At 70.0% G+C, this 25,071-nt stretch carries 19 protein-coding genes and 3 rRNA genes; 18 read left to right on the top strand and 4 right to left on the bottom strand.

Annotated elements, in window-relative coordinates; genetic code table 11:
* Positions 1-26: 26 nt before the first annotated feature.
* The 12 genes from V6D49_RS11255 (at position 27) to V6D49_RS11200 (ending at position 13,147) form a co-directional block, all read left to right on the top strand.
* A complete protein-coding gene (locus tag V6D49_RS11255; RefSeq protein ID WP_340559245.1) occupies positions 27-773 on the top strand; it encodes an ABC transporter ATP-binding protein in 747 nt (248 codons plus the stop codon).
* Positions 770-1,522, top strand: a complete 753-nt coding sequence (locus V6D49_RS11250; RefSeq protein ID WP_340559243.1) for an ABC transporter permease — start codon at positions 770-772, stop codon at positions 1,520-1,522. The genes V6D49_RS11255 and V6D49_RS11250 overlap by 4 nt, the downstream gene beginning before the upstream one ends.
* 58 nt (positions 1,523-1,580) lie before the next feature.
* On the top strand, positions 1,581-2,390 hold the full coding sequence (gene proC, locus V6D49_RS11245) for a pyrroline-5-carboxylate reductase (RefSeq protein ID WP_340559241.1): 810 nt from the start codon (positions 1,581-1,583) through the stop codon (positions 2,388-2,390).
* A 537-nt stretch (positions 2,391-2,927) separates the two neighbouring features.
* Positions 2,928-4,458, top strand: a 16S ribosomal RNA gene (locus V6D49_RS11240).
* 321 nt (positions 4,459-4,779) lie between these two features.
* Positions 4,780-7,905, top strand: a 23S ribosomal RNA gene (locus V6D49_RS11235).
* Positions 7,906-8,007: 102 nt separating this feature from the next.
* A 5S ribosomal RNA gene (gene rrf / locus V6D49_RS11230) occupies positions 8,008-8,124 on the top strand.
* The 16S, 23S and 5S rRNA genes sit together here, the layout of an rRNA operon.
* Positions 8,125-8,237: 113 nt before the next feature.
* Positions 8,238-9,410, top strand: a complete 1,173-nt coding sequence (locus V6D49_RS11225) for an acetoin utilization protein AcuC (RefSeq protein ID WP_340559239.1) — start codon at positions 8,238-8,240, stop codon at positions 9,408-9,410.
* A 93-nt stretch (positions 9,411-9,503) separates the two neighbouring features.
* Positions 9,504-10,328 carry a phosphatase gene (locus tag V6D49_RS11220; protein WP_445330636.1) on the top strand — a complete coding sequence of 275 codons (825 nt, stop codon included), beginning with the start codon at positions 9,504-9,506 and terminating at the stop codon, positions 10,326-10,328.
* Between the two features lie 127 nt (positions 10,329-10,455).
* A complete protein-coding gene (locus V6D49_RS11215) occupies positions 10,456-10,665 on the top strand; it encodes a helix-turn-helix domain-containing protein (protein WP_191211255.1) in 210 nt (69 codons plus the stop codon).
* Positions 10,666-10,784: 119 nt separating this feature from the next.
* Positions 10,785-10,883, top strand: a complete 99-nt coding sequence (locus V6D49_RS11210; RefSeq protein ID WP_003948845.1) for a 30S ribosomal protein bS22 — start codon at positions 10,785-10,787, stop codon at positions 10,881-10,883.
* A 172-nt stretch (positions 10,884-11,055) separates the two neighbouring features.
* Entirely contained in the window at positions 11,056-12,090 is a 1,035-nt protein-coding gene (locus V6D49_RS11205; protein ID WP_340559235.1) for an NAD-dependent epimerase/dehydratase family protein, read from the top strand.
* On the top strand, positions 12,083-13,147 hold the full coding sequence (locus V6D49_RS11200) for a lysophospholipid acyltransferase family protein (RefSeq protein ID WP_340559233.1): 1,065 nt from the start codon (positions 12,083-12,085) through the stop codon (positions 13,145-13,147). Before V6D49_RS11205 ends, V6D49_RS11200 begins: the two co-directional genes overlap by 8 nt.
* Before the next feature lie 134 nt (positions 13,148-13,281).
* Here the strand turns inward: V6D49_RS11200 and V6D49_RS11195 are convergent, their stop codons facing one another.
* From V6D49_RS11195 to V6D49_RS11185, 3 genes are all read right to left on the bottom strand, one after another.
* Positions 13,282-14,562: a DUF5667 domain-containing protein gene (locus V6D49_RS11195; protein ID WP_340559231.1), complete on the bottom strand. Its 1,281-nt coding sequence runs from the start codon at positions 14,560-14,562 to the stop codon at positions 13,282-13,284.
* Positions 14,563-14,882: 320 nt separating this feature from the next.
* Positions 14,883-15,677, bottom strand: coding sequence for an ECF subfamily RNA polymerase sigma factor, BldN family (locus V6D49_RS11190; RefSeq protein WP_340559229.1), 795 nt, complete (start codon positions 15,675-15,677; stop codon positions 14,883-14,885).
* 414 nt (positions 15,678-16,091) lie between these two features.
* Complete coding sequence (locus V6D49_RS11185; RefSeq protein WP_340559228.1) at positions 16,092-16,991, bottom strand: HAD family hydrolase; 900 nt, start codon at positions 16,989-16,991, stop codon at positions 16,092-16,094.
* A gap of 80 nt (positions 16,992-17,071) precedes the next feature.
* On the opposite strand from V6D49_RS11185, the gene V6D49_RS11180 reads away from it, so the two are divergent.
* The 6 genes from V6D49_RS11180 to hemB all read left to right on the top strand — a co-directional run bounded on the left by V6D49_RS11180 (position 17,072) and on the right by hemB (position 23,635).
* A complete protein-coding gene (locus tag V6D49_RS11180) occupies positions 17,072-17,335 on the top strand; it encodes a glutaredoxin family protein (protein WP_340559226.1) in 264 nt (87 codons plus the stop codon).
* 344 nt (positions 17,336-17,679) lie between these two features.
* Positions 17,680-18,480: a redox-sensing transcriptional repressor Rex gene (locus V6D49_RS11175; RefSeq protein WP_340559224.1), complete on the top strand. Its 801-nt coding sequence runs from the start codon at positions 17,680-17,682 to the stop codon at positions 18,478-18,480.
* Complete coding sequence (locus V6D49_RS11170; protein WP_340559222.1) at positions 18,477-19,802, top strand: glutamyl-tRNA reductase; 1,326 nt, start codon at positions 18,477-18,479, stop codon at positions 19,800-19,802. The genes V6D49_RS11175 and V6D49_RS11170 overlap by 4 nt, the downstream gene beginning before the upstream one ends.
* A complete protein-coding gene (hemC, locus tag V6D49_RS11165) occupies positions 19,792-20,784 on the top strand; it encodes a hydroxymethylbilane synthase (protein WP_340559221.1) in 993 nt (330 codons plus the stop codon). Before V6D49_RS11170 ends, hemC begins: the two co-directional genes overlap by 11 nt.
* Before the next feature lie 149 nt (positions 20,785-20,933).
* Entirely contained in the window at positions 20,934-22,586 is a 1,653-nt protein-coding gene (locus tag V6D49_RS11160) for a bifunctional uroporphyrinogen-III C-methyltransferase/uroporphyrinogen-III synthase (protein ID WP_340563877.1), read from the top strand.
* Entirely contained in the window at positions 22,583-23,635 is a 1,053-nt protein-coding gene (hemB, locus tag V6D49_RS11155) for a porphobilinogen synthase (protein ID WP_340559219.1), read from the top strand. Before V6D49_RS11160 ends, hemB begins: the two co-directional genes overlap by 4 nt.
* A gap of 31 nt (positions 23,636-23,666) precedes the next feature.
* Here hemB and V6D49_RS11150 read toward each other — a convergent pair whose 3' ends face one another.
* Positions 23,667-25,034 carry a CoA transferase gene (locus tag V6D49_RS11150; protein ID WP_340559217.1) on the bottom strand — a complete coding sequence of 456 codons (1,368 nt, stop codon included), beginning with the start codon at positions 25,032-25,034 and terminating at the stop codon, positions 23,667-23,669.
* Positions 25,035-25,071: the final 37 nt, after the last annotated feature.

Genomic DNA, 25,071 nt, shown 5'->3' with positions numbered 1-25,071 from the left:
GACCCCGCCCGGCGCACGTTCGGCGCATGACCGACCCCGCGCCGCCCGGCGCCGTCCACGCCCGCGACCTCACGGTGCGGCGGGGCCCCCGCACCGTCCTGAACGGCCTCGCCTTCGACGTCCGGCCCGGCACCGTCACCGGCCTGCTCGGCCCCTCCGGCGGCGGCAAGTCCACCCTCATGCGCGCCGTCGTCGGCACCCAGGCCCACGTCACCGGCACCCTCGACGTCCTCGGCCGCCCGGCGGGCCACCCCGCCCTGCGCCGCCGCGTCGGCTACGTCACCCAGGCGCCGTCCGTCTACACCGACCTCACCCCGCGCCAGAACCTCGACTACTTCGCCGCCGTCCTCGGCGTCCGCCGCACCGACCGGGCCGCGCACGTCAGCCGCACCCTGACGGACGTCGACCTCACCGACCACGCCGACGACCTCGCCCGCACGCTCTCCGGTGGCCAGCTCTCCCGCGTCTCCCTCGCCGTCGCCCTCCTCGGCCGGCCCGAACTCCTCGTCCTGGACGAACCCACCGTCGGCCTCGATCCCGTCCTGCGCCGCGACCTGTGGGACCTCTTCCACCGCCTCGCCCACGAACACGGCACGACGCTGCTCATCTCCTCCCACGTCATGGACGAGGCCGACCGCTGCGAGCGGCTGCTCCTCCTGCGCGAGGGCCGCCTCCTCGCCGACGACACCCCGGACGCCCTCCGCACCCGCACCGGAACCACCACCGTGGAGGACGCCTTCCTCCACCTCGTCGAGACCGAGGCCGCCGCATGACGTCCGCCCTGCCGTCCCCCTCCCGCGTCCTCGCCACCGCGCGCCGCGTCCTGCGCCAGCTCGCCCACGACCCCCGCACCATCGCGCTGCTGCTGCTCGTCCCCGTCCTGCTGCTGGTACTGCTCTACTACGTCTTCGACGCCGACCGCACGGCCTTCGACCCCATCGGCGCCGCGCTCCTCGGCATCTTCCCGCTGACCACGATGTTCCTCGTGACCAGCATCGCGACCCTCCGCGAACGCACCTCCGGCACGCTCGAACGCCTGCTGGCGATGCCGCTGGGCAAGGCCGACCTGATCCTCGGCTACGCCGTCGCCTTCGGCGCGCTCGCCACGGTGCAGGCGACCCTCGCCACGACCGTCGCCGTCTGGCTCCTCGACCTCGACTTCGCCGGGTCCACCTGGCTGCTGCTCCTCATCGCCCTCCTCGACGCGCTGCTCGGCACCGCGCTCGGCCTGTTCGTCTCGGCGTTCGCCAGGTCCGAGTTCCAGGCCGTCCAGTTCATGCCCGCGGTGATCTTCCCGCAGCTCCTGCTGTGCGGCCTGTTCGCCCCGCGCGACAGCATGCAGCCGGTCCTGGAGGCCGTCTCGAACGTCCTGCCCATGTCCTACGCCGTCGACGGCATGCGCGAGGTCCTCCAGCACCCCGAGGTGACGGCCGACTACGTCCGCGACGCGCTCGTCGTCGGCGGGAGCGCCGCCCTGGTCCTCGCCGTCGGCGCCGCCACCCTGCGCCGCCGGACCACCTGACGTACCAGCGGGCGGACGGCGCCGCCCCACCTCGAGCCGCTTTTGCCACGATGGAGCCATGACGCAGAAAGTCGCCGTGCTCGGCACGGGCAAGATCGGTGAAGCGCTCCTCAGCGGAATGATCCGCGGTGGCTGGTCGCCCGACGACCTGCTGGTCACCGCACGCCGTCCCGAACGGGCGGCCGAGCTGCGCCGCCGCCACGGCGTCGAGGCGGTCACCAACGCCGAGGCGGCGAAGGCCGCCGACACCCTCATCCTGACCGTCAAACCGCAGGACATGGCCGCCCTGCTCGACGAGCTGGCCCCGCACACCCCGGCCGACCGCCTGGTCATCAGCGGCGCCGCCGGCATCCCCACCGGCTTCTTCGAAGCCCGCCTTCCCGAGGGCACGCCCGTCATCCGCGTCATGACGAACACCCCCGCCCTGGTGGACGAGGCCATGTCCGTCATCTCCGCCGGCACCCACGCCAGCGAGGCGGACCTGCTTCACGCGGAGGAGATCTTCAACGGCGTCGGCAAGACCCTGCGCGTCCCCGAGAGCCAGCAGGACGCCGCCACCGCGCTGTCCGGCTCCGGCCCCGCCTACTTCTACTTCCTCGTCGAAGCGATGACGGACGCCGGGATCCTCCTCGGACTGCCCCGCGACAAGGCGCACGACCTCATCGTCCAGGCCGCCGTCGGCGCCGCCGTCATGCTCCGCGACAGCGGCGAACACCCCGTCAAGCTGCGGGAGAACGTCACGTCCCCCGCCGGTACGACGATCAACGCGATCCGCGAGCTGGAGAACCACGGCGTACGGGCGGCGCTCATCGCCGCCCTCGAAGCCGCCCGCGACCGCAGCCGAGCCCTGGCCGGCGGCCAGGGCTGACCACGCCGTTTGGACGTGGCGGGGGCGTCGTGTACAGTTCTTCGAGTTGTCAGCGGGCCGACACGGTTCCGCGAAGCAGCACCTCCGCCACGTCCGGTGGCAAACCCTACTGACGTACGACTCCCGATCGGGATGGCTTTCGGCATGCCGGAATCCCTTTCGAATCGCTCGATTTTGAGCGGTGCGGGAAATCCTCTAAAGTAGCGGTCACGCCGGAAGGCGGCCCCGCCGACAGGGGAATTCGGATGCGAATCCGGCCGGAAACGGCAAGGACGAAGATCTGATAGAGTCGGAGACACCGAAGGGAAGCGCCCGGAGGAAACCCGGAAGGGAATCCGAAGGAAGCGTCCGTTCCTTGAGAACTCAACAGCGTACCAAAAGTCAACGCCAGATATGTTGATACCCCGGTCTCGCCGGATGTTGTTTCCGGTGGGTCGAGGTTCTTTTGAGAAACACACAGCGAGGACGCTGTGCACCGTGGGGGACTATTCCTCCCCTGTTCGGTGCCGCTCTCGTGAGTGGCTCATTTATGAAGCATTCACGGAGAGTTTGATCCTGGCTCAGGACGAACGCTGGCGGCGTGCTTAACACATGCAAGTCGAACGATGAAGCCGCTTCGGTGGTGGATTAGTGGCGAACGGGTGAGTAACACGTGGGCAATCTGCCCTGCACTCTGGGACAAGCCCTGGAAACGGGGTCTAATACCGGATACGACACAGGAAGGCATCTTCTCTGTGTGGAAAGCTCCGGCGGTGCAGGATGAGCCCGCGGCCTATCAGCTTGTTGGTGGGGTGATGGCCTACCAAGGCGACGACGGGTAGCCGGCCTGAGAGGGCGACCGGCCACACTGGGACTGAGACACGGCCCAGACTCCTACGGGAGGCAGCAGTGGGGAATATTGCACAATGGGCGAAAGCCTGATGCAGCGACGCCGCGTGAGGGATGACGGCCTTCGGGTTGTAAACCTCTTTCAGCAGGGAAGAAGCGCAAGTGACGGTACCTGCAGAAGAAGCACCGGCTAACTACGTGCCAGCAGCCGCGGTAATACGTAGGGTGCGAGCGTTGTCCGGAATTATTGGGCGTAAAGAGCTCGTAGGCGGCTTGTCACGTCGGATGTGAAAGCCCGGGGCTTAACCCCGGGTCTGCATTCGATACGGGCAGGCTAGAGTTCGGTAGGGGAGATCGGAATTCCTGGTGTAGCGGTGAAATGCGCAGATATCAGGAGGAACACCGGTGGCGAAGGCGGATCTCTGGGCCGATACTGACGCTGAGGAGCGAAAGCGTGGGGAGCGAACAGGATTAGATACCCTGGTAGTCCACGCCGTAAACGTTGGGAACTAGGTGTGGGCGACATTCCACGTCGTCCGTGCCGCAGCTAACGCATTAAGTTCCCCGCCTGGGGAGTACGGCCGCAAGGCTAAAACTCAAAGGAATTGACGGGGGCCCGCACAAGCGGCGGAGCATGTGGCTTAATTCGACGCAACGCGAAGAACCTTACCAAGGCTTGACATACATCGGAAAGCCGTAGAGATACGGCCCCCCTTGTGGTCGGTGTACAGGTGGTGCATGGCTGTCGTCAGCTCGTGTCGTGAGATGTTGGGTTAAGTCCCGCAACGAGCGCAACCCTTATTCTGTGTTGCCAGCATGCCTTTCGGGGTGATGGGGACTCACAGGAGACTGCCGGGGTCAACTCGGAGGAAGGTGGGGACGACGTCAAGTCATCATGCCCCTTATGTCTTGGGCTGCACACGTGCTACAATGGCCGGTACAATGAGCTGCGATACCGTGAGGTGGAGCGAATCTCAAAAAGCCGGTCTCAGTTCGGATTGGGGTCTGCAACTCGACCCCATGAAGTCGGAGTCGCTAGTAATCGCAGATCAGCATTGCTGCGGTGAATACGTTCCCGGGCCTTGTACACACCGCCCGTCACGTCACGAAAGTCGGTAACACCCGAAGCCGGTGGCCTAACCCCCTTGTGGGGAGGGAATCGTCGAAGGTGGGACTGGCGATTGGGACGAAGTCGTAACAAGGTAGCCGTACCGGAAGGTGCGGCTGGATCACCTCCTTTCTAAGGAGCATCTTCCGCCGGTCCTCTTGGGGGCTGGTGGACAGGGCCATTACGTCAGCGAGTGTCTGACGGTGGTTAGCTCATGGGTGGAACGTTGACTATTCGGCCGGCTGTTGTCTGGTCTCTGGGTGAGTACTGCTTCGGCGTGGAAAGCTTCAGGGTCTGGGTGGTGGCTGGTTGGGTGCGCTGTTGGGTGTCTGAGGGTGCGGCCGTAAGGCTGGTTGCTCTCGGTGCCGGTCCCAGTGAACTCGGGCTTGTTGGCTTGGGGTGGTGGGTGGCTGGTTGTTGTTTGAGAACTGCACAGTGGACGCGAGCATCTGTGGCCAAGTTTTTAAGGGCGCACGGTGGATGCCTTGGCACCAGGAACCGATGAAGGACGTGGGAGGCCGCGATAGGCCCCGGGGAGCTGTCAACCGAGCTGTGATCCGGGGGTGTCCGAATGGGGAAACCCGGCAGTCGTCATGGGCTGTCACCCGCTGCTGAACGCATAGGCAGTGTGGAGGGAACGCGGGGAAGTGAAACATCTCAGTACCCGCAGGAAGAGAAAACAACCGTGATTCCGGGAGTAGTGGCGAGCGAAACTGGATCAGGCTAAACCGCAGGCGTGTGATACCCGGCAGGGGTTGCGTGTGTGGGGTTGTGGGAGTTCTCTTGATCGGTCTGCCGGCCGGTCGGCAAGTCAGAAATTGTTGGTGTAGGCGAAGGGCATGCGAAAGGCCCGGCGTAGAGGGTAAGACCCCCGTAGCTGAAACGTCAGCAACTTGCTTGAGGACCACCCAAGTAGCATGGGGCCCGAGAAATCCTGTGTGAATCTGGCGGGACCACCCGTTAAGCCTAAATATTCCCTGGTGACCGATAGTGGATAGTACCGTGAGGGAATGGTGAAAAGTACCGCGGGAGCGGAGTGAAATAGTACCTGAAACCGTGTGCCTACAAGCCGTGGGAGCGTCGCACAGGAAGGCTTGCTTTTCTGTGTCGTGACTGCGTGCCTTTTGAAGAATGAGCCTGCGAGTTTGCGGTATGTTGCGAGGTTAACCCGTGTGGGGGAGCCGTAGCGAAAGCGAGTCCTAAGAGGGCGTTTGAGTAGCGTGCCCTAGACCCGAAGCGGAGTGATCTAGCCATGGGCAGGGTGAAGCGGCTGTAAGAGGTCGTGGAGGCCCGAACCCACCAGGGTTGAAAACCTGGGGGATGACCTGTGGTTAGGGGTGAAAGGCCAATCAAACTCCGTGATAGCTGGTTCTCCCCGAAATGCATTTAGGTGCAGCGTCGTGTGTTTCTTGCCGGAGGTAGAGCACTGGATAGGCGATGGGCCTTACCGGGTTACTGACCTTAGCCAAACTCCGAATGCCGGTAAGTGAGAGCACGGCAGTGAGACTGTGGGGGATAAGCTCCATGGTCGAGAGGGAAACAGCCCAGAGCATCGACTAAGGCCCCTAAGCGTGTGCTAAGTGGGAAAGGATGTGGAGTCGCAGAGACAACCAGGAGGTTGGCTTAGAAGCAGCCATCCTTGAAAGAGTGCGTAATAGCTCACTGGTCAAGTGATTCCGCGCCGATAATGTAGCGGGGCTCAAGTACACCGCCGAAGTCGTGTCACTCCAGCATGACGGCTAACGCCGGCTGGGGTGGGTAGGGGAGCGTCGTGTGCCGGGTGAAGCAGCACTGGAAGGTAGTTGTGGACGGTTCACGAGTGAGAATGCAGGCATGAGTAGCGATACAAGAGTGGGAAACTCTTGCGCCGATTGACTAAGGGTTCCTGGGTCAAGCTGATCTGCCCAGGGTAAGTCGGGGCCTAAGGCGAGGCCGACAGGCGTAGTCGATGGATAACCGGTTGATATTCCGGTACCCGCTGTAGAGCGTCCAACACTGAATCTTCTGATGCTAAGGCCGTGAAGCCCCCTGTGCAGTTCTTTGAACTGTGTGGGTGTGGTGGAGCCGCTGACCCGAGGGGGTAGTAGGTGAGTGATGGGGTGACGCAGGAAGGTAGTCCAGCCCGGGCGGTGGTTGTCCCGGGGTAAGGGTGTAGCCCGAGAGATAGGCAAATCCGTCTCTCATGAGGGTGAGACCTGATGCCGAGCCGTTGTGGTGAAGTGGATGATCCTATGCTGTCGAGAAAAGCCTCTAGCGAGTTGTACGGCGGCCCGTACCCTAAACCGACTCAGGTGGTCAGGTAGAGAATACCGAGGCGTTCGGGTGAACTATGGTTAAGGAACTCGGCAAAATGCCCCCGTAACTTCGGGAGAAGGGGGGCCTCTTCTGGTGATGAGTCTTGCACTCTGAGCTGGGGGTGGCCGCAGAGACCAGCGAGAAGCGACTGTTTACTAAAAACACAGGTCCGTGCGAAGCCGTAAGGCGATGTATACGGACTGACGCCTGCCCGGTGCTGGAACGTTAAGGGGACCGGTTAGCTCTGTTTCGACAGGGCGAAGCTGAGAACTTAAGCGCCAGTAAACGGCGGTGGTAACTATAACCATCCTAAGGTAGCGAAATTCCTTGTCGGGTAAGTTCCGACCTGCACGAATGGCGTAACGACTTCTTGACTGTCTCAACCATAGGCCCGGTGAAATTGCAGTACGAGTAAAGATGCTCGTTTCGCGCAGCAGGACGGAAAGACCCCGGGACCTTTACTATAGCTTGATATTGGTGTTCGGTTCGGCTTGTGTAGGATAGGTGGGAGACTGTGAAGTCATCACGCTAGTGGTGGTGGAGTCGTTGTTGAAATACCACTCTGGTCGTGCTGGATGTCTAACCTGGGTCCGTGATCCGGATCAGGGACAGTGTCTGGTGGGTAGTTTAACTGGGGCGGTTGCCTCCTAAAGAGTAACGGAGGCGCCCAAAGGTTCCCTCAGCCTGGTTGGTCATCAGGTGGTGAGTGTAAGTGCACAAGGGAGCTTGACTGTGAGACTGACGGGTCGAGCAGGGACGAAAGTCGGGACTAGTGATCCGGCGGTGGCTTGTGGAAGCGCCGTCGCTCAACGGATAAAAGGTACCCCGGGGATAACAGGCTGATCTTCCCCAAGAGTCCATATCGACGGGATGGTTTGGCACCTCGATGTCGGCTCGTCGCATCCTGGGGCTGGAGTCGGTCCCAAGGGTTGGGCTGTTCGCCCATTAAAGCGGTACGCGAGCTGGGTTTAGAACGTCGTGAGACAGTTCGGTCCCTATCCGCTGTGCGCGTAGGAGTCTTGAGAAGGGCTGTCCCTAGTACGAGAGGACCGGGACGGACGGACCTCTGGTGTGCCAGTTGTTCTGCCAAGGGCATGGCTGGTTGGCTACGTTCGGAAAGGATAACCGCTGAAAGCATCTAAGCGGGAAGCCTGCTTCGAGATGAGGGCTCCCACCCACGTGATGGGTTAAGGCTCCCGGTAGACGACCGGGTTGATAGGCCGGATATGGAAGCCTAGTAATAGGTGGAGTTGACCGGTACTAATAGGCCGAGGGCTTGTCCATAGTTGCTTGCGTCCACTGTGTAGGTTCTGAGACAGCAAACTGTCGAAGCCCGCCCCCTTGTTAATGGGGGTGTGGGGTTTCCGGTTGTGTGTTTCATAGTGTTTCGGTGGTTATAGCGTTAGGGGAACGCCCGGTTACATTCCGAACCCGGAAGCTAAGCCTTTCAGCGCCGATGGTACTGCATGCGGGAGTGTGTGGGAGAGTAGGACGCCGCCGAACAAATTGTGTGGGGAAGCCCCGTTGGACCTGGTCCAACGGGGCTTTTTCGCGTTGTCCGTGTGGGCTCGCCCACAGTGCTGTTTCGCTGTACGTGCTGTCGATACGGTGGCCGTATGAGTGGCGGAGCACGTGTGATGTGGGACGAGGCGGTGACCGCCTACGACTTCGGCCCCGGACACCCGATGGACCCGGTCAGGCTGGCCCTGACGATGCGACTCGTCGAGGCGTTCGGGCTGGACCGCAGGACCGAGGTGGTGGCCGGAAAGCCGGCGGGGACGTCCTCGCTGGGGCTCGTCCACCGCGCCGACTACATCGACGCCGTGCGGCGGGTGTCGGGAGACCCGGGCGGGGCCGACGGCTCGTACGGGCTCGGCACGGAGGACGACCCGGCCTTCGCGGGAATGCACGAGGCGTCCGCCCTCATCGCGGGTCAGTCGATCGCCGGGGCCGACGCCGTATGGCGGGGGGAAGCGCTGCACGCGGTCAACTTCGCGGGCGGTCTGCACCACGCGATGCCCGGCACCGCCGCCGGCTTCTGCGTCTACAACGACGCCGCGCTCGCCGTCGCCCGACTCCTGGAGCTGGGGGCGGAGCGGGTGGCGTACGTGGACGTCGACGTCCACCACGGTGACGGCGTGCAGGCCGCCTTCTGGGACGACCCCCGGGTGCTGACCATCTCGCTGCACGAGCATCCCCGGCTCCTCTTCCCGGGCACCGGCTGGCCGGAGGAGACGGGTGGCACCGACGCGGTGGGGGCCGCGGTGAACGTGGCGCTGCCGCCCGGGACCGCGGACGGCGGTTGGCTCCGGGCCCTCCACGCCGTGGTGCCGGAGCTGCTGGCGGCCTTCCGTCCGACGGTCCTGGTGACGCAGCACGGAGCCGACACGCACATCGAGGACCCGCTCGCGCACCTGGCCGTGACGGTGGACGCCCAGCGTGCGGCGGCCGTGGCCCTGCACGACTGGGCGCACACCTACGCGGACGGCCGTTGGCTGGCGTTGGGCGGAGGGGGGTACGCCGTCGTCGACGTCGTCCCCAGGGCATGGACGCATCTGGTGGCCGTCGCGGCCGGGGCACCCATCGATCCCGCCACGCCCGTGCCGGAGGAGTGGCGACAGGCGGTGTACGCCGCGACGAGGCAGGAGGCCCCGCGTCGGATGACGGACGGGCGCGAACCCGTGTGGCGGGACTGGCACACGTCCGGGTACGACCCCGCCGACGCGTTGGACCAGGCGGTGCGCGCGACGCGTCACGCGGTGTTCCCGGCCCACGGCCTGCTGCCGTAACGCCGCGCACCCGACCCACACCGCGCACCCGACCGGCACTCCGACGGGTGACGCGCGGCCGTTCCGGTGCGTGACGCCCCGCCGGACGGCACGATGCTGCACGTGGTGAGTCAGGACGCGCTCAGGGCGCATCTCGTGGCGGCCGGGCTGGCCGGAACCGTCTCCACGACGCGGGAGCAGAGTCTCGTGCGCTACCGGCTGTTCGAGGCCGGAGATCCCCGGGCGTTGCTGGGCCTGGAGCCGGAGGGCGCGTGGGACCTGGGGCGGCTGCTGACCCTGATGGGGTCGCGCTGCGGCAACTCCCCCGATCCGCGGGTGGTCACCGGCCGGGAGACGATCGATCCGGCGCTCACCCTGTCGGCGTTGGACGTCTTCGCCGACCGGCTCGCCCGGGCGGCGTCTCTGCGGTCGCCGGTGCTGCTCGGCACCGGGCACCCCGGGGCGCTGCTCGGCTTCTACAGCGCGTTGGCGGCGGCACTGGGAGCGGCCGGCTGCCGTGTCCTGACGCCGGCTGAGGGGCGATGTATCGACTTGGCGACTCGTTTCGGCGTACGGGCGTGCACGTTGTCCTACGTACGAGGAGTGGCACTTCTCCGAGAGGGCACGACTCCGTGCGCCCCCGATGCGCCGGGTGCACACACGCACTCCCCCCTGCCGCTGCGTCTCGCGCTCGACGCGTTGGCCGCCGCCGGTGAACCGTTGCCCGGGCTGGTGATCGGGGACCACGGGTGGGCCTGCGGCGCAGGTCAGCTGGGTGTCGAGGCGATCGGGCCGGCCGACGTGAACGATCCGGCCCCTTTCGTCGGGGAGGCCGAGGGGCGGGTCGCGGTCGCCGTCCCGGTCGATGACGCTGCGCGGCCCGGCAGCTACCGGGCGCTCACGCGCTATGTACTCAATCGCGCCCGTCTGTCACAGTAGGAGGCCGATCGCTACTCCTCTTCCCCACTTGCATCACCCGCCCCTAATCTGGGGAGGAGCGCGCATGCGAGCAGGTGCATCGGAGGGGAAGCCGGTGCCCGACATGTGCGAAAGGTTCAGGTGTGACATGGCTGCTGGTGAGAAGCCTCTCAGCGAGGTCAACTTTCTGACCGTGGCGGAAGTGGCCGCGGTGATGCGCGTGTCCAAGATGACCGTGTACCGCTTGGTGCACAGCGGTCATCTGCCGGCCATCCGGGTGGGCCGTTCGTTCCGCGTCCCGGAGAACGCCGTTCACGAATACCTCCAACAGTCGTATGTGGGGGTGGAAAGCGCCTGAGACAGAAGTACGGAGACCCTCGGATTACGACCACCACTCGGTGCCGGGTAGGCTGGGGCACCGTAGGTCGTGTGGGCTCGGACGCCCCGCACCGAGTGATCAAGTGAGCGAGGGTAGTCGTGGGCTCTGTTATCAAGAAGCGGCGCAAGCGGATGGCGAAGAAGAAGCACCGCAAGCTGCTCAAGCGCACGCGTGTGCAGCGCCGCAACAAGAAGTGAGCGAGCGCCGAGCACGCAGGTCCTAGTACCGGACCCCTCCGTGGCCCCCTTTCGCAACGGCGAGCGGGGGCTGCGGCGTTTTCGCACCCGGCGACGAAGCGTGGGTCACGACGGGGAAACGTTCACCCGATACGGTGGCCATGGCTGTTGCACCCGGCTGCGAGGAGGGCACGTGGGCAGGGTCGTTCTCGTCACGGGAGCCGCCCGGCGGATCGGTGGCCGGTTCGTCCGCCGCCTCCAGCGCGAGCCCGACGTCGAGTCCGTACTCGCCGTGGACGTCGTCCCGCCCGACGAGCCGCTCGGTGACGCCGAGTTCGTCGAGGCCGACATCCGCCACCCGTCGATCGGCAAGCTCGTCGTCGGACGCGCGGTGGACACCGTGGTGCACCTCGACGTCGGGGGCGGCCCGTCGGCAGGACGGCGCAGCCGGGCCGCCGTCAAGGAGACGAACGTCATCGGCACCATGCAGCTGCTCGGGGCCTGCCAGCAGGCGCCCGCCATGCGGCGGCTGGTGGTGCGGTCCAGCACCCACGTCTACGGTGGGGCGCCCCGCGATCCGGCCGTGTGCGAGGAGACGACGGTGTCGGGCACGCTGCCCGGCGGCGGGTTCGCGAAGGACACCGTCGAGGTCGAGGGGTACGTACGGGGGTTCGCCCGGCGGCGCCCGGACATCTCCGTCACCGTGCTGCGGTTCGCCGACATCCTCGGGGCGGCCACCGACGAGGGGCTCGCCGGGTACTTCGCCCTCCCGGTGCTGCCGACCGTCCTCGGCTACGACCCGCGCCTGCAGTTCGTGCACGAGGACGACGCCCTGGACGTGCTGGCGCTGACGGCGGGGGAGCCGCGGCGCGGCACGCTGCCCGACGGGACGTTCAACATCGCGGGCGACGGTGTGCTGCTCCTCTCCCAGTGCGCCCGACGGCTCGGCCGACCCACCCTTCCCCTCGTGCTGCCCGCGCTGAACTGGGCGGGTACCGCCCTGCGCACGGTCGGCGTCACCGACTTCTCGCCGGAGTACGTCCGGCTCCTCACCTACGGGCGCGTGGTGCGCACGGCGTTGATGCGCGACATGCTGGGCTTCGAGCCCCGGTACACCACCGCTGAGGCCTTCGCCGGCTTCGCCCGGCGCCACGGGCCGGGACTGTTGCCGCCGCACACCGTCGCCCGTGCCGTCGACCGAGTCCAGGAGGCGGTCCGCCGTGACTGACGCCAAGGTCATCCCGTTCGACGACGACCGCGCGCGGCGGCGCGGGCGCGCCGCCGCCCGTCCGGCCCCCGCGTCGGCCGCCGAGCCGGCCCCGGACCGTCCCGGGCCCGGCCCGGAGGCCGTCCCGCCGCAGGGTGAGGAAGGCCCGGAGGCGTGCCCGGACGAGGGCATCGGCGGGCGGGAGCCGGAGCCCGGCGTGCTGGACCGGCTCCTCGGCGACGGGTGGGACCGGCGGGCCGCCCGGGGGCTGTCGTTCCTGCGGCGGCGGCTCACCGGTGACTACCCCGTCGACGACTTCGGCTACGACGCCGACCTCACCGAGCAGGTGCTGATGTCCCTGCTGCGCCCGGTGTACGAGAAGTACTTCCGGGTCGACGTCCGTGGCGTCGAGCATCTGCCCGAGAAGGGCGCGGCCCTGGTCGTCGCGAACCACTCCGGAACCCTCCCGTGGGACGGGCTGATGCTTCAGGTCGCCGTGCACGACCACCACCCGGCCGACCGGCACCTGCGGCTCCTCGCCGCCGATCTCGTCTTCATGCTGCCGGTCGTGGGGGAGTTGGCCCGCAAGGCCGGCCACACGCTGGCCTGTGCCCAGGACGCACAGCAACTCCTGTCCCGGGGCGAGCTGGTGGGTGTCATGCCGGAGGGCTTCAAGGGCATCGGCAAACCCTTCGCCGACCGGTACAAACTCCAGCGCTTCGGGCGGGGCGGCTTCGTGTCGACGGCCCTGCGGGCGGGCGCGCCGATCGTCCCGTGCTCCATCGTGGGGGCCGAGGAGATCTACCCGATGGTGGGCAACGCCAGGACGGTCGCGCGGCTCCTGGGCGTTCCCTACTTCCCGCTCACGCCGACGTTCCCGTGGCTGGGGCCGCTGGGTGCGGTGCCGCTGCCGACGAAGTGGACGATCCAGTTCGGTGAGCCGATTCCCACGGACGGGTACGCGCCCGAGGCGGCGGACGACCCGATGTTGATGTTCAACCTCACCGACCAGGTGCGTGAAACGATTCAGCGCACGCTCTACCACCTGTTGGTGGAGCGCCGCTCGGTGTTCTTCTAACGCGGTGTTCTTCTGACGCGGCGCGTCGTTCTGACGCGGCGCGTCGTTCTGACGCGGCGCGTTCTCGCGAGGCACGGAGCCGGGTGCGTCGCGACGGCGTGCGCACCCGACACGGGCACCCGGGCGTGCGTGGCTCAGCCCTGGTCCTCGACGTCGAGGCCGAGGCCGGGCAGCCCGCCGGGCAGGAGCGGCGGAATGGTGATGTCCGGATCCGGCAGCGGCGGTTGGTCCGTACCGGGGAGGCCGGGGCCGTCCGAGGGGAGCGGGTCGAGCAGGCCGGGCTCGCCGATGAGGCCCTCGTCGGGCGACTCGCTGTTCCCGCCGGAGTCCGAGGGGCTGGGCCGCCGCTGGCCGGAGTCGGGCGACTGCCCGTCCTCCTCGCCGGGGCTGCCGGTGGTCCCGGAGTGCGGCGCGGTCGGAGCCACGGTGTCCCGCTCCTCGCCGGTGACCTCGTCGGGGCCGGGGGTCGTGTCCCGGTTCTTCGCGTCCGGCTCGGTCGGCAGCAGGTCGGCGAGCGGGTCCACGTCCTCGCTTATGGCGTCGAAGACGGAGGTGACCTCCACGCCGACCTCGTGGAGCTGGGCGGGCAGCCGGTCCCGCAGCTGCACCCAGGTGCCGCGGTGGGACTCGGTGAACGCCGACAGCGAGCGCATCGGGTTGAGGTTGCCGTCCCGCTCGTAGAGGCCGCTGAGCAGCCGGTGGCCCTCGGCGGCGTTGACCCGCATGGCGGTGAGGGCGTTGCGGACCTCGCCGAGCGACTCGTGGTCGAGGGGGCCGCTGCGCTCGCGTTCCATGAGGCGGCGGGCCTCGTTCAGCCGGGTGGAGGCCTGGTCGAGATGGACGAGCCCGCGCTCGGAGTCGTCACCCGCCAGATCCAGCTTGAGATCCTCCATGCCCCGCTTGAGCCCGTAGAGGGTGTCGCCGGGCAGGGCGTCGGTGCTCGCGGCGGCGACGCCGCCGAAGGCACCGGCGGCGACGCCGACGGTCAGCCCGCCGGCGGCCAGGCCCTTGCTGAGCCTCGTCCGGGGGCGGAGCCGGCTCAGCGGCTGCGCCCGGTGGGCGCCCTTGCCGGAGCGGGTGCGCTGCTCGGGCACATGGGCGCCGCCCGGCGCGAACTGGTTCTCCATCGCGGCGATGAGCTGGGCCCGCTGGACCGCCTTCACCTCCGGATCCAGCTCGGGGGCGGGCAGTGAGCCGAGCCCTTCCGCGAGCGACAGCATGAGCCGCTGCTCGGCCTCCTCCGCGGGGCCGCCCTGGCCGGACGCGCGGTGGGCGCCGGGTGGGGCGATCCCGGCCTGCGGAGCCTCGGCGTGCGGGGCCTCGGCCGCGGCATCCTCCGCCGCCGACCCGGCCCGCTCGTCGAGGGCCTGGGCGAAGGCGGTGGCCCGCCGGTTCGTGGACACGGAGCCGATCACGGGCGGCACCTCCTAACGTCAGCACGTGTGACTCCCTGGACCGTACGGCAGGTTGCACAGCCCGTACCGATACACCCGAACGAGTGAAGCCGGGCGGCCGGAGCAGGGCTGCGGGGAGTCCGCACACCCCCCAACGAGCGGCAGCGCGCCGGGGTTACGGAGGAACGATGATGTGACGGAAAAGATGACGTTCGGCTCATGAGGGGTCGCTCGGAGTGAGATGCGGAGGGGGGTCCCGGAGGGGGAACGGGGGTGAGGTGCGGTGCCGCGCGCGCATGACGCGGCCGCGTGCCGCGCGGGGCGCGGCGCGCGGCCGGCGGTCAGCGGACGTCGTCGGGGAGGAGTCGGGCGAGCGTGCGCACGGCCCGGTACTGGAGGGTCTTGATCGCGCCCTCGTTCTTGCTCATGATCCGTGCCGTCTCCGCCACGGACAGCCCGTGCAGGAACCGCAGCGTGACGCACTCCTGCTGCTGCGGGTTGAGCCGGCGGACGGCGTCGAGGAGCGCGTCGTTGGACAGCCGCTCCAGAACCGAGTCCTCCGGGCTGCGCTCGACCTCGTTGGCGTCGAGCATCTCCCCGGTGGTGACCTCCAGGCGGAACCGGCTGGACTTGAAGTGGTCGGCCACCAGGTTGCGGGCGATGGTGACCAGCCAGGCGCCGAAGTCGCGGCCCTGCCAGGTGAACGTGCCGATGCGGCGCAGGGCGCGCAGGAACGTCTCGCTGGTCAGGTCCTCGGCCGTGGCGCGCCCCCCGACGCGGTAGTAGATGTAGCGGTAGACGGTGTCCGCGTACTGGTCGTAGAGCATGCCGAAGGCGTCGGCCTCGCCGTCCTGGGCCCTTTCGACCAGGTCCATCATGCGGCGGCTGTCGCTGTCCGCCGCCGGGCGGCGGGCCGTGGACGTGCCGGCGGCCCCGGTGCGGCTGCGTCTGCCGAGCGCGGCGGCGGACACGGCGCCGGTGGCCCGGTCGGCCAGCGCGTAGGCGGGGTGGGCGGGGGCGGCCCCCGCCAGGGCGGGGACGGCGTAGGCGGTGGGGACGAGTGAGCGCAGCCGGTCGGCGACCGTATCGCGCAGCCTGGCCAGGCCCGAGGCGTCAACCCCGACGTGTGGGTACACGGGACTCCCAGAGGCAGAGCTTCCATCACGTGCAGTGCGGGACCGACCGTCCGATGGTGGGACGTTTGGCACCGGATTGCGTCTGAGGAGAATAACCCTTAGTGGTGGCGACGCTACGCCTAGTTGTCGAAATCGCCGATTCGGTTCGTTTCGTTGCAGATTGGCGATCGATCATTATTCGAACACGTGCCGGTTATTGACCGTTCACGCATCAAGTGAGGTCGATTCGCGGCCGAGTTGGGCTGGCGAGGACCGCGCTGGACTACCCTGCCCCGGCTCGGGGAAGGATGGCCTGATGCGCCGTCCGGTGGTCGGTGCGGACCACCCGTACGGTGGCGGTCGGCCACCCGCTCGCGCGTGCGTCGTGCGCCGGCCCGCCGCTGGTCAGTGGGGGCGCCCGGGCCGGGAAACCGGCTAGCGGCGGCGTCGCTGGAGGGCGACGGCGGCCGCCGCGCCGCCCGCCACCGCGCCCACCCCGGCGGCCGCCGGCAGGCCCACGCGGGCCGCCTTCCGGCCGGTCCGGTAGTCGCGGAGCCGCCACCCGTTGTCGCGGGCGTGCTCGCGCAGCCGGCTGTCAGGATTGATCGCATACGGATGGCCGACGAGCGAGAGCATCGGGATGTCGTTGACCGAGTCGCTGTACGCGGCGCATCGTTCCAGGTCGAGACCTTCCACCGTGGCCAGGGCCCGCACGGCCTCGGCCTTGGCCGGTCCGTGCAGGGGCTCGCCCACCAGGCGTCCGGTGTAGACGCCGTCGACCGACTCGGCGACGGTGCCGAGCGCGCCCGTCAGGCCGAGCCGCTGCGCGATGATGGTGGCCGTCTCCACGGGCGCGGCCGTGACCAGCCACACCTTCTGGCCGGCGTCCAGGTGCGCCTGGGCCAGGGCGCGGGTGCCCGGCCAGATGCGGCCCGCCATGTACTCGTCGTAGATCTCCTCGCCGATGGCCATCAGCTCGGCGACCCGGTGTCCCTTGACGATGGACAGCGCGCTCGCCCGCACCTCGGCCATGTGCTCGGGGTTCTCCGAGCCGACGATCCGGAAGTACGTCTGCTGCCAGGCGAAGCGGGCCAGCTCCCGCGTCTCGAAGAACCTGCGCTTGTAGAGGCCGCGGCCGAAGTGGAAGAGCGCCGCACCCTGCATGACGGTGTTGTCGAGGTCGAAGAAGGCGGCGGCCCGGACGTCCCCCGCGACGGGGAACTCCGGCTCGGTGCGTTCGGTCTTGCGCGCGGCCTCGGCCGAAGCCTCGCCGGCGAGGACGCTCGCCTCGGTCGCCGCGCGCTTACGGGGGGTGAGCCATGCCAGTGCACCCATGGAGTGAGCATAGCCAGCGGAGCTGGGCGCTCCGGTTACGGCCCGGTGACCCGGTCGCGTCCGGCGGGACAATGGGGGCCATGGACACCCCACAGACACCCTCCGCCCCGAGGACCGTGACGCTGATCGGCAAGCCCGGCTGCCACCTGTGCGACGACGCGCGGGTGGTCGTCACGGCGGTGTGCCGGGAGCTCGGCGCCGTGCTGGAGGAGAAGGACATCGAGCAGGACGCCGAGCTGCACCGCAGATACTGGGAGCAGATCCCGGTGGTGCTGGTCGACGGCGCGCAGCACGACTTCTGGCGCGTCGACGCGGACCGGCTGCGCGCCGCGCTGACCCGCTGACCCGCTGACCAACCGGTCCGGTCCGGCGGCAGGCGCGCGCCCCCGCCGTCCCTCGCGGACGAAGGACGTGCGTCGGGTCTGGGCGGGGCCGGTCAGCGGTGACAGGGTGGGGGCGGAGCCTTCGTCCACCCGCAGCGGGGACGGCGAGTTGCAGGGAGGTGTCCGGGTTGGTGCGTGTGGCGCCGGTCACTTCGGGCGGACAAATCGGACACCATCTTTGTGCACGCTTTCACAAAGGCATAGCCTGTCGGGGATGGAGCGGCACCGGCGCGCCCGGCACAGAGGGCCGCTCACCTCCCCCAGCAGGCGCTGGGGGTACCCCAGGCGCAAACGGCAGGAGCACCGTGGCAACTGGCCGAAACCACCGACCGGCGACCCGGAGCCGAGGGATTCCCGAGGCCACCGTCGCCCGACTTCCGCTGTACCTGCGGGCACTGACGGCGCTGTCCGAGCGCTCGGTTCCCACGGTCTCCTCGGAGGAGCTGGCCGCCGCGGCCGGCGTCAACTCGGCCAAGCTGCGCAAGGACTTCTCCTACCTCGGCTCCTACGGGACCCGGGGTGTCGGCTACGACGTCGAGTACCTCGTCTACCAGATCTCCCGTGAGCTGGGGCTGACGCAGGACTGGCCCGTCGTCATCGTCGGTATCGGTAACCTCGGCGCCGCCCTCGCGAACTACGGCGGCTTCGCCTCCCGAGGCTTCCGTGTCGCCTCGCTCATCGACGCCGATCCGGCCATGTCCGGGAAGCTCGTGGCGGGGATCGAGGTCCAGCACACCGACCTGCTGGAGCGGATCATCGCCGACAACGGCGTCTCCATCGGCGTCATCGCCACCCCGGCCGGGGCCGCGCAGCAGGTCTGCGACCGGCTGGTGGCCGCCGGGGTGACGTCCATCCTGAACTTCGCGCCCACCGTGCTGTCCGTGCCGGACGGCGTGGACGTGCGCAAGGTGGACCTCTCCATAGAGCTGCAGATCCTCGCCTTCCACGAGCAGCGCAAGGCCGGTGAGCTGGACACCGAGGCCGCGGACACCGCCGCCCCGGCCGCTCCGCCCGCCGTCTCCGTGACGCGCCGGGCTGCCGAGGACGCGGACGACGACACCGAGGCAGGGCCGGACGGGGATGTCCCCGCCGTGATGCCGGCATGAGTCTGCTCGTCGTCGGTCTGAGCCACCGCAGCGCACCCGTCAGCGTCCTGGAGCGGGCCGCCCTCGCGCCCGCCGCCCGGGGGCCGCTGCTCGCGGACGTCGTGGGCGCCGAGCCCGCCACGGAGGCGGCGGTGCTGTCCACCTGCAACCGCCTCGAGCTGTACGCGGACGTGGACAAGTTCCACGCCGGTGTCGCCGAGCTGTCCACGCTGCTCGCACTGCACAGCGGTGTCGCGCTGGAGGAGCTGACGCCTTACCTGTACGTCCACTACGAGGACCGGGCCGTCCACCACCTGTTCTCGGTGGCCTGCGGGCTGGACTCCATGGTCGTCGGCGAGGGGCAGATCCTCGGGCAGATCAAGGACGCGCTGGCCGTCGCCCAGGAGCAGCACAGCGCGGGCAAGCTCCTGAACGACCTCTTCCAGCAGGCCCTGCGGGTCGGCAAGCGCGCGCACAGCGAGACGGGCATCGACAAGGCCGGGCAGTCGCTGGTCACCTTCGGCCTGGAGCAGCTCGCCACCGCCGAGGCCGAGGGGCTGGACGTCGAGCGGTGGGTGAAGGACAAGCGCGCGCTCGTCATCGGCGCCGGGTCCATGTCCGCCCTGGCCGCCACGACGCTGTCGCGCGCCGGTGTCACCGAACTGGTGATCGCCAACAGGACGTTGGAGCGTGCCGACCGCCTCGCCGCCTCGCTGGGCGGCCGTGCGACGACCATCACGGACGTCCCCCGCGAGCTGGCCGTCGCCGACGTGGTCGTCTCCTGCACCGGTGCGACCGGACTGGTGCTGTCCGCCGCCGTCGTCGAGGCGGCCGTCGCCGGGCGGACGTCCCCCCTGGCCCTGCTCGACCTCGCCATGCCCCGGGACGTCGACGCCGTCGTGCACCGGGTGGAGGGCGCCCGGCTGGTGGACATCGAGTCCCTGGCCGAGGCCCCCGCCGACGCGCCGATGGCCGCCGACGTGGACGCCGTGCGCGGCATCGTCGGCGACGAGGTGGCCGCCTTCGGCGCCGCCCAGCGCGCCGCGACGATCACCCCGACCGTCATCGCCCTGCGCACCATGGCGTCCGACGTGGTGGCCGGGGAGATGGCCCGCCTCGAAGGCCGGCTGCCCGGCCTGGACGAGCGCGAGCGCGCCGAGATCACGCAGACCGTGCGGCGCGTCGTCGACAAGCTGCTGCACGCGCCCACCGTGCGGGTCAAGCAGCTCGCCGGGGAGCCGGGCGGCGCCAGCTACGCCGACGCCCTGCGTGAACTCTTCGACCTTGACCCGCAGACGGTCGCCGCTGTCAGCAAGCCGAACAGGAGCGGCCATGAGAACTGAACGCCCACTGAAGCTGGGCACCCGCCGAAGCGCCCTCGCGATGGCGCAGTCGGGCCAGGTCGCCCGCGAGATCACCCGGCTCACCGGTCGGGACGTCGAACTGGTGGAGATCACCACCTACGGCGACGTCTCGCGCGAGCAGCTGGCGCAGATCGGGGGCACGGGCGTGTTCGTGTCCGCGCTGCGCGACGCGCTGCTCGCGGGCCGCATCGACCTCGCGGTGCACTCGCTCAAGGACCTGCCCACCGACCAGCCCGCCGAGCTGACGATCGCGGCGGTGCCGCCGCGCGTCGACCCGCGCGACGCCCTGATAGCCCGGGACGGCCTGACGTTCGAGCAGCTCACCGCGGAGGGCACCGACGCGGCGCCCGTCCGCGTCGGCACCGGCTCGCCGCGCCGGATGTCGCAGCTGAACGCCTGGGCCCGTACCCTGGACCACCGGATCGAGACGGTGCCGATCAGGGGCAACGTCGACACCCGGATCGGTTTCGTCCGCTCGGGGGAGCTCGACGCCGTCGTCCTGGCGGCGGCCGGCCTCACCCGCGTCGGCCGCCTTGACGAGGTGACCGAGCTGATCGACACCGACGCCGTCCTGCCTGCGCCCGGGCAGGGGGCACTGGCCGTGGAGTGCGTCACCTCCGACGCACACCTCGTCACCCAGCTCGCCGGACTCGACGACCCGCTCACGCGGGCCGCCGTGACCGCCGAGCGAACCCTCCTCGCCGACCTGGAGGCCGGTTGCAGTGCGCCTGTGGGCGCCCTGGCCGACCCCCGGGCCGACGGCGAGGTTGTCACCGAAATGCGCCTGCGTGGCGTCGTCGGCACGTTCGACGGCTCGACGCTGGTGCAGCTGTCCACCACCGGTCACGTACCGGCATCCGCCGGCGAGCAGACGGCCTGGGCCACGCGCCTGGGCCGCGAGCTGGCCGACGCGATGCTCGCCAAGGGTGCGGCCGGTCTGATGGGGGAGCGCGCACATTGAGCCCCACCACCGCCCAGAACGCGACCACGCCGAAGCCCCGGCCGTCCCGTGCCACCACGGACGCGGGCACGGCGAAAGCCGACGCGGCCACCGCGACGACGGCCCCCGCCGCCGTCGCGGGTACGGGCGCGCCGAGCGTCGCCCCGCCGGTGTCGTCCGCGCCGTCGCCCAACCGGCACCTCTACGGTGCCGACGGCCACGTGACGTTCCTCGGGGCCGGTCCCGGTGATCCGGGACTGCTCACCCTGCGCGCCGTCGAGGCCCTGGCGAACGCCGACGTCCTCGTCGCGGATCCACAGGTCCGCGACGTCGTGCGGCCGCACGCCCGGGCAGCCGTGGACACGCCCGTGCAGGCAGCGGCGGACGACTCGACCGAGACTTCCGCCACATCTGCCGGTGCAGCAGATCTTGTCATGGCGGCCGCGCGCTCCGGCAAGCGGGTGGTCCGTGCGGTGCTCGGTGACCCGGGCATGGACGCGGACGCCGCCGCCGAGATGCTGGGCTGCGCCGCCGCCGGCATCACCTTCGAGGTCGTGCCCGGCATCGCCACCGCCGTCGGTGTCCCCGCCTATGCGGGGGTCCCGCTGCGGAACGAGCACGGTACGGACGTCCGCTTCATCGACGCCCGGACCGCCGACGCCCGCTGCTGGACGGAGGTGGGCGCCTCCGACGCCACCGTCGTCATCTCCACGACGCTGGACGCGGTGACGGGCGCCGCCGCCGAGCTGGTGACCGCCGGACGCAAGCCGGACACCCCGCTCACCGTCACCGTGGCCGGGACGACGACCCGGCAGCGCACCTGGACGGCGACGCTGGGCTCGCTCCAGCAGACCCTCAAGCAGGCCAAGGTGCTGCCGGCGGCCGACGGCGGCCAGTCGGTGATAGCCGTCGTCGGCGAGGGCAGCGCGCCCGCCCGGCGCGACCAGCTGGCCTGGTTCGAGTCCAAGCCGCTGTTCGGCTGGAACGTCCTGGTGCCGCGCACCAAGGAGCAGGCCGCGTCCCTGTCGGACCAGCTCCGCTCCTACGGAGCCGTCCCGGCGGAGGTGCCGACGATCGCCGTCGAGCCGCCGCGCACGCCGCAGCAGATGGAGCGGGCCGTCAAGGGCCTGGTCACCGGGCGGTACGAGTGGATCGCGTTCACCAGCGTCAACGCGGTGAAGGCGGTGCGGGAGAAGTTCGAGGAGTACGGGCTGGACGCGCGGGCCTTCGCGGGCATCAAGGTGGCCGCCGTCGGCGACCAGACCGCCGCCGCGCTGGTGGACTTCGGCGTCAAGCCGGACCTCGTCCCCTCGGGCGAGCAGTCCGCCGCCGGACTGCTGGAGGACTGGCCGCCCTACGACCCCGTCTTCGACCCGATCGACCGCGTCTTCCTGCCGCGTGCCGACATCGCCACCGAGACGCTGGTGGCCGGGCTGATCGAGCTGGGCTGGGAGGTCGACGACGTCACCGCCTACCGGACGGTGCGCGCCTCGCCGCCGCCCGCCGAGACGCGGGAGATGATCAAGGGTGGCGGGTTCGACGCCGTCCTGTTCACCTCCTCCAGCACCGTGCGGAACCTCGTGGGCATCGCGGGCAAGCCGCACAACGTGACGGTCATCGCCTGCATCGGCCCGGCCACCGCGAAGACGGCGGAGGAGCACGGGCTGCGCGTCGACGTGCTCGCCCCCGAGCCCTCGGTGCACCGGCTGGCCGAGGCGCTCGCGGAGTTCGGCGCCCGGCGCCGGGCGGCGGCCGTCGAGGCGGGCGAACCCGTGAAGCGGCCGAGTGAGAAGCGGCCGACGAGGAGGAGAGCGCGCTCGTGAGCAGGACCCACGGTGGAGACGGCGGCCTCGGCGGCGCGGACGCGGGCGGGGGCAGCCGCTACGGCGCCTTCCCGGCGGCGCGGCCCCGGCGGCTGCGTACGACGCCGGCGATGCGGCGCATGGTCGCCGAGCACCGGCCGCACCCCGCCGACCTGATCCTCCCGGCGTTCGTCCGGGAGGGCATCGGCGAGCCGGTGCCGGTGTCCTCCATGCCCGGCGTCGTGCAGCACACCCGGGACACGCTGCGCAAGGCCGCCGTCGAGGCGGTGGAGGCGGGCGTCGGCGGGCTCATGCTGTTCGGCGTGCCCGAGCACAAGGACGCCGTCGGCTCCCAGGGCACCGACCCGGACGGCATCCTCCAGGTCGCGCTGCGGGACGTGCGGGGGGAGGTCGGGGACGACCTCGTGCTCATGTCCGACCTGTGCCTGGACGAGTACACCGACCACGGGCACTGCGGCGTCCTGGACGCGGCCGGGCGCGTGGACAACGACGCGACGCTGGAGCGGTACGCGGAGATGGCCCGTGTCCAGGCCGACGCGGGGGCGCACGTCCTCGGGCCGAGCGGCATGATGGACGGCCAGATCGGTCACGTGCGGCAGGCGCTGGACGCGGCCGGGCACACGGACGTCGCGATGTTCGCCTACACGGCCAAGTACGCGTCCGCGTTCTACGGGCCCTTCCGGGAGGCGGTCGGCTCCTCGCTGAAGGGCGACCGCAAGACCTACCAGCAGGACCCGGCGAACGGGCGGGAGGCGATGCGCGAGCTGGCGCTCGACCTCGCCGAGGGCGCCGACATGGTCATGGTCAAGCCCGGTCTGCCCTACCTGGACGTCTTGCGGGACTTCACCCGCGAGGTCGACGTCCCGGTGGGCGTCTACCAGATCTCCGGCGAGTACGCGATGGTCGAGGCCGCCGCGGCGAAGGGCTGGATCGAGCGGGAACGGGCGATCCTGGAGACGCTCACCAGCTTCCGCCGCGCCGGTGCGTCGCTGGTCCTGACCTACTGGGCCACCGAGGCCGCGCGCTGGCTCGCCGCCGGCCGCGGCTGACGTCCGCGCCGCGCGGGCCGACGTCCGGCGCTCACGCCGTCCAGGCGGGCGCGTCCGCTCCCCAGCGGGTGGGCGGGGACGTCCAGGTGCGGGGTGAGCCAGGGTAGGCGACCGGCGGCAGCGCGTGGACGAGGGCGCCGTGGGGGGACGCGGTCGTGGTCAGCCAGGGCTCGGGAGCGTAGGGGGACGCCGGACCGCCGTCCGGGGGCGCGGCCCGGAGGCCGTGCAGCAGCCAGGAGGCGGTACCCGCCAGGGACAGCCGCACGTGTCGCCCGCAGCCGTCCGTCCGCCGTGCGGTGAGCGCCCGCAGGACGGCCGCCGCGAAGAGGTACCCCGTCCCGTGGTCCAGCGCCTGGGCGGGCAGCACGCCCGGCGTCCCGTCCGGGGCCGCCTCCACGGCGGCGATGCCGGAGGCCGCCTGGACGAGGCTGTCGAAGCCCCGCCGCCCGGACCACGGACCCGTCCGGTCCCACGCGCTCAGCTGGGCCACCGTCAGCCCGGGGCGGCGCGCGAGGAGTGCGTCCGGAGCCAGGCCGTACCGGTCGAGGGAGCCGGGGCGGTACCCGGTGACCACGACGTCGGCGGCGGCGAGCAGCTCCTCGAACCGGTCGCGGTCGCCGGGGTCGCGGAGGTCGAGCAGGGCCGAGCGCTTGCCCGGCCCGGTGTCGCGGTGGGTGTCCGCGTCCTCCCGCAGCCCCGGCGGGTCGATCCGCAGCACGTCGGCGCCCAGCAGGGCCAGCGTGCGCGTCGCCACCGGGCCCGCGATGACCCGCGTCAGGTCCAGCACCCGCACGCCCTGCGCGGGGAGCGGCGCGGGCGGCAGCGGGCGCGCCGCCCGGCCTCCGGACCCGACGACGCGCTCCTCGACCAGGGGCGTACCGGCCGCCCACGGCTCCGTCGCCACGGCGACGGCCAGGCCGCCCGCCGCGTGGACGCGCTCCTGCACGGCGTGCGCGGGCCGGGTGGCCAGGGCGGCGGCCAACGCCGGCGGGTCCGTGTCCTCCGGCAGGCCCAGGGCGTCCAGCAGCCGGGCCCGGTGGTGCGGGTAGTTGGCGTGGGTGCGCACCCAGCCGTCGGCGGCGCGCCAGAAGCCGGACAGCGGGGCGAACGACGTCGGGGCCCGGCCGTCGACGCGCAGGTGCCGCTCGCTGACGAACGCGGTCGCCACGGCGCCCTCGTGCACCCGGACGGCCGGTAGCGGTCCGCCGTTGCGGCACGCCAGCAGCTCCGTGGCGGCCAGCGAGCAGACGCCGACGGTGGCGCGGGCCAGTTCGCGCACCGGGAGCCGGGCGGGCAGCACGCCGCGCACCGGGGTGTAGGTGACGCGCGCCGCCGCGTCCGGCGGTCCGCCCAGCGCCGCCCAGGCGTCCGCCGTGGCCGCGTCCCCGTCTGTCCCCATGCTGTCCTCCCGCCCGTCCGCCCGCCCTTGGTGGCCG

Source organism: Streptomyces sp. GSL17-111, assembly GCF_037911585.1.
Lineage (GTDB): Bacteria > Actinomycetota > Actinomycetes > Streptomycetales > Streptomycetaceae > Streptomyces.
This window is presented reverse-complemented; position numbering and strand designations above follow the sequence as displayed.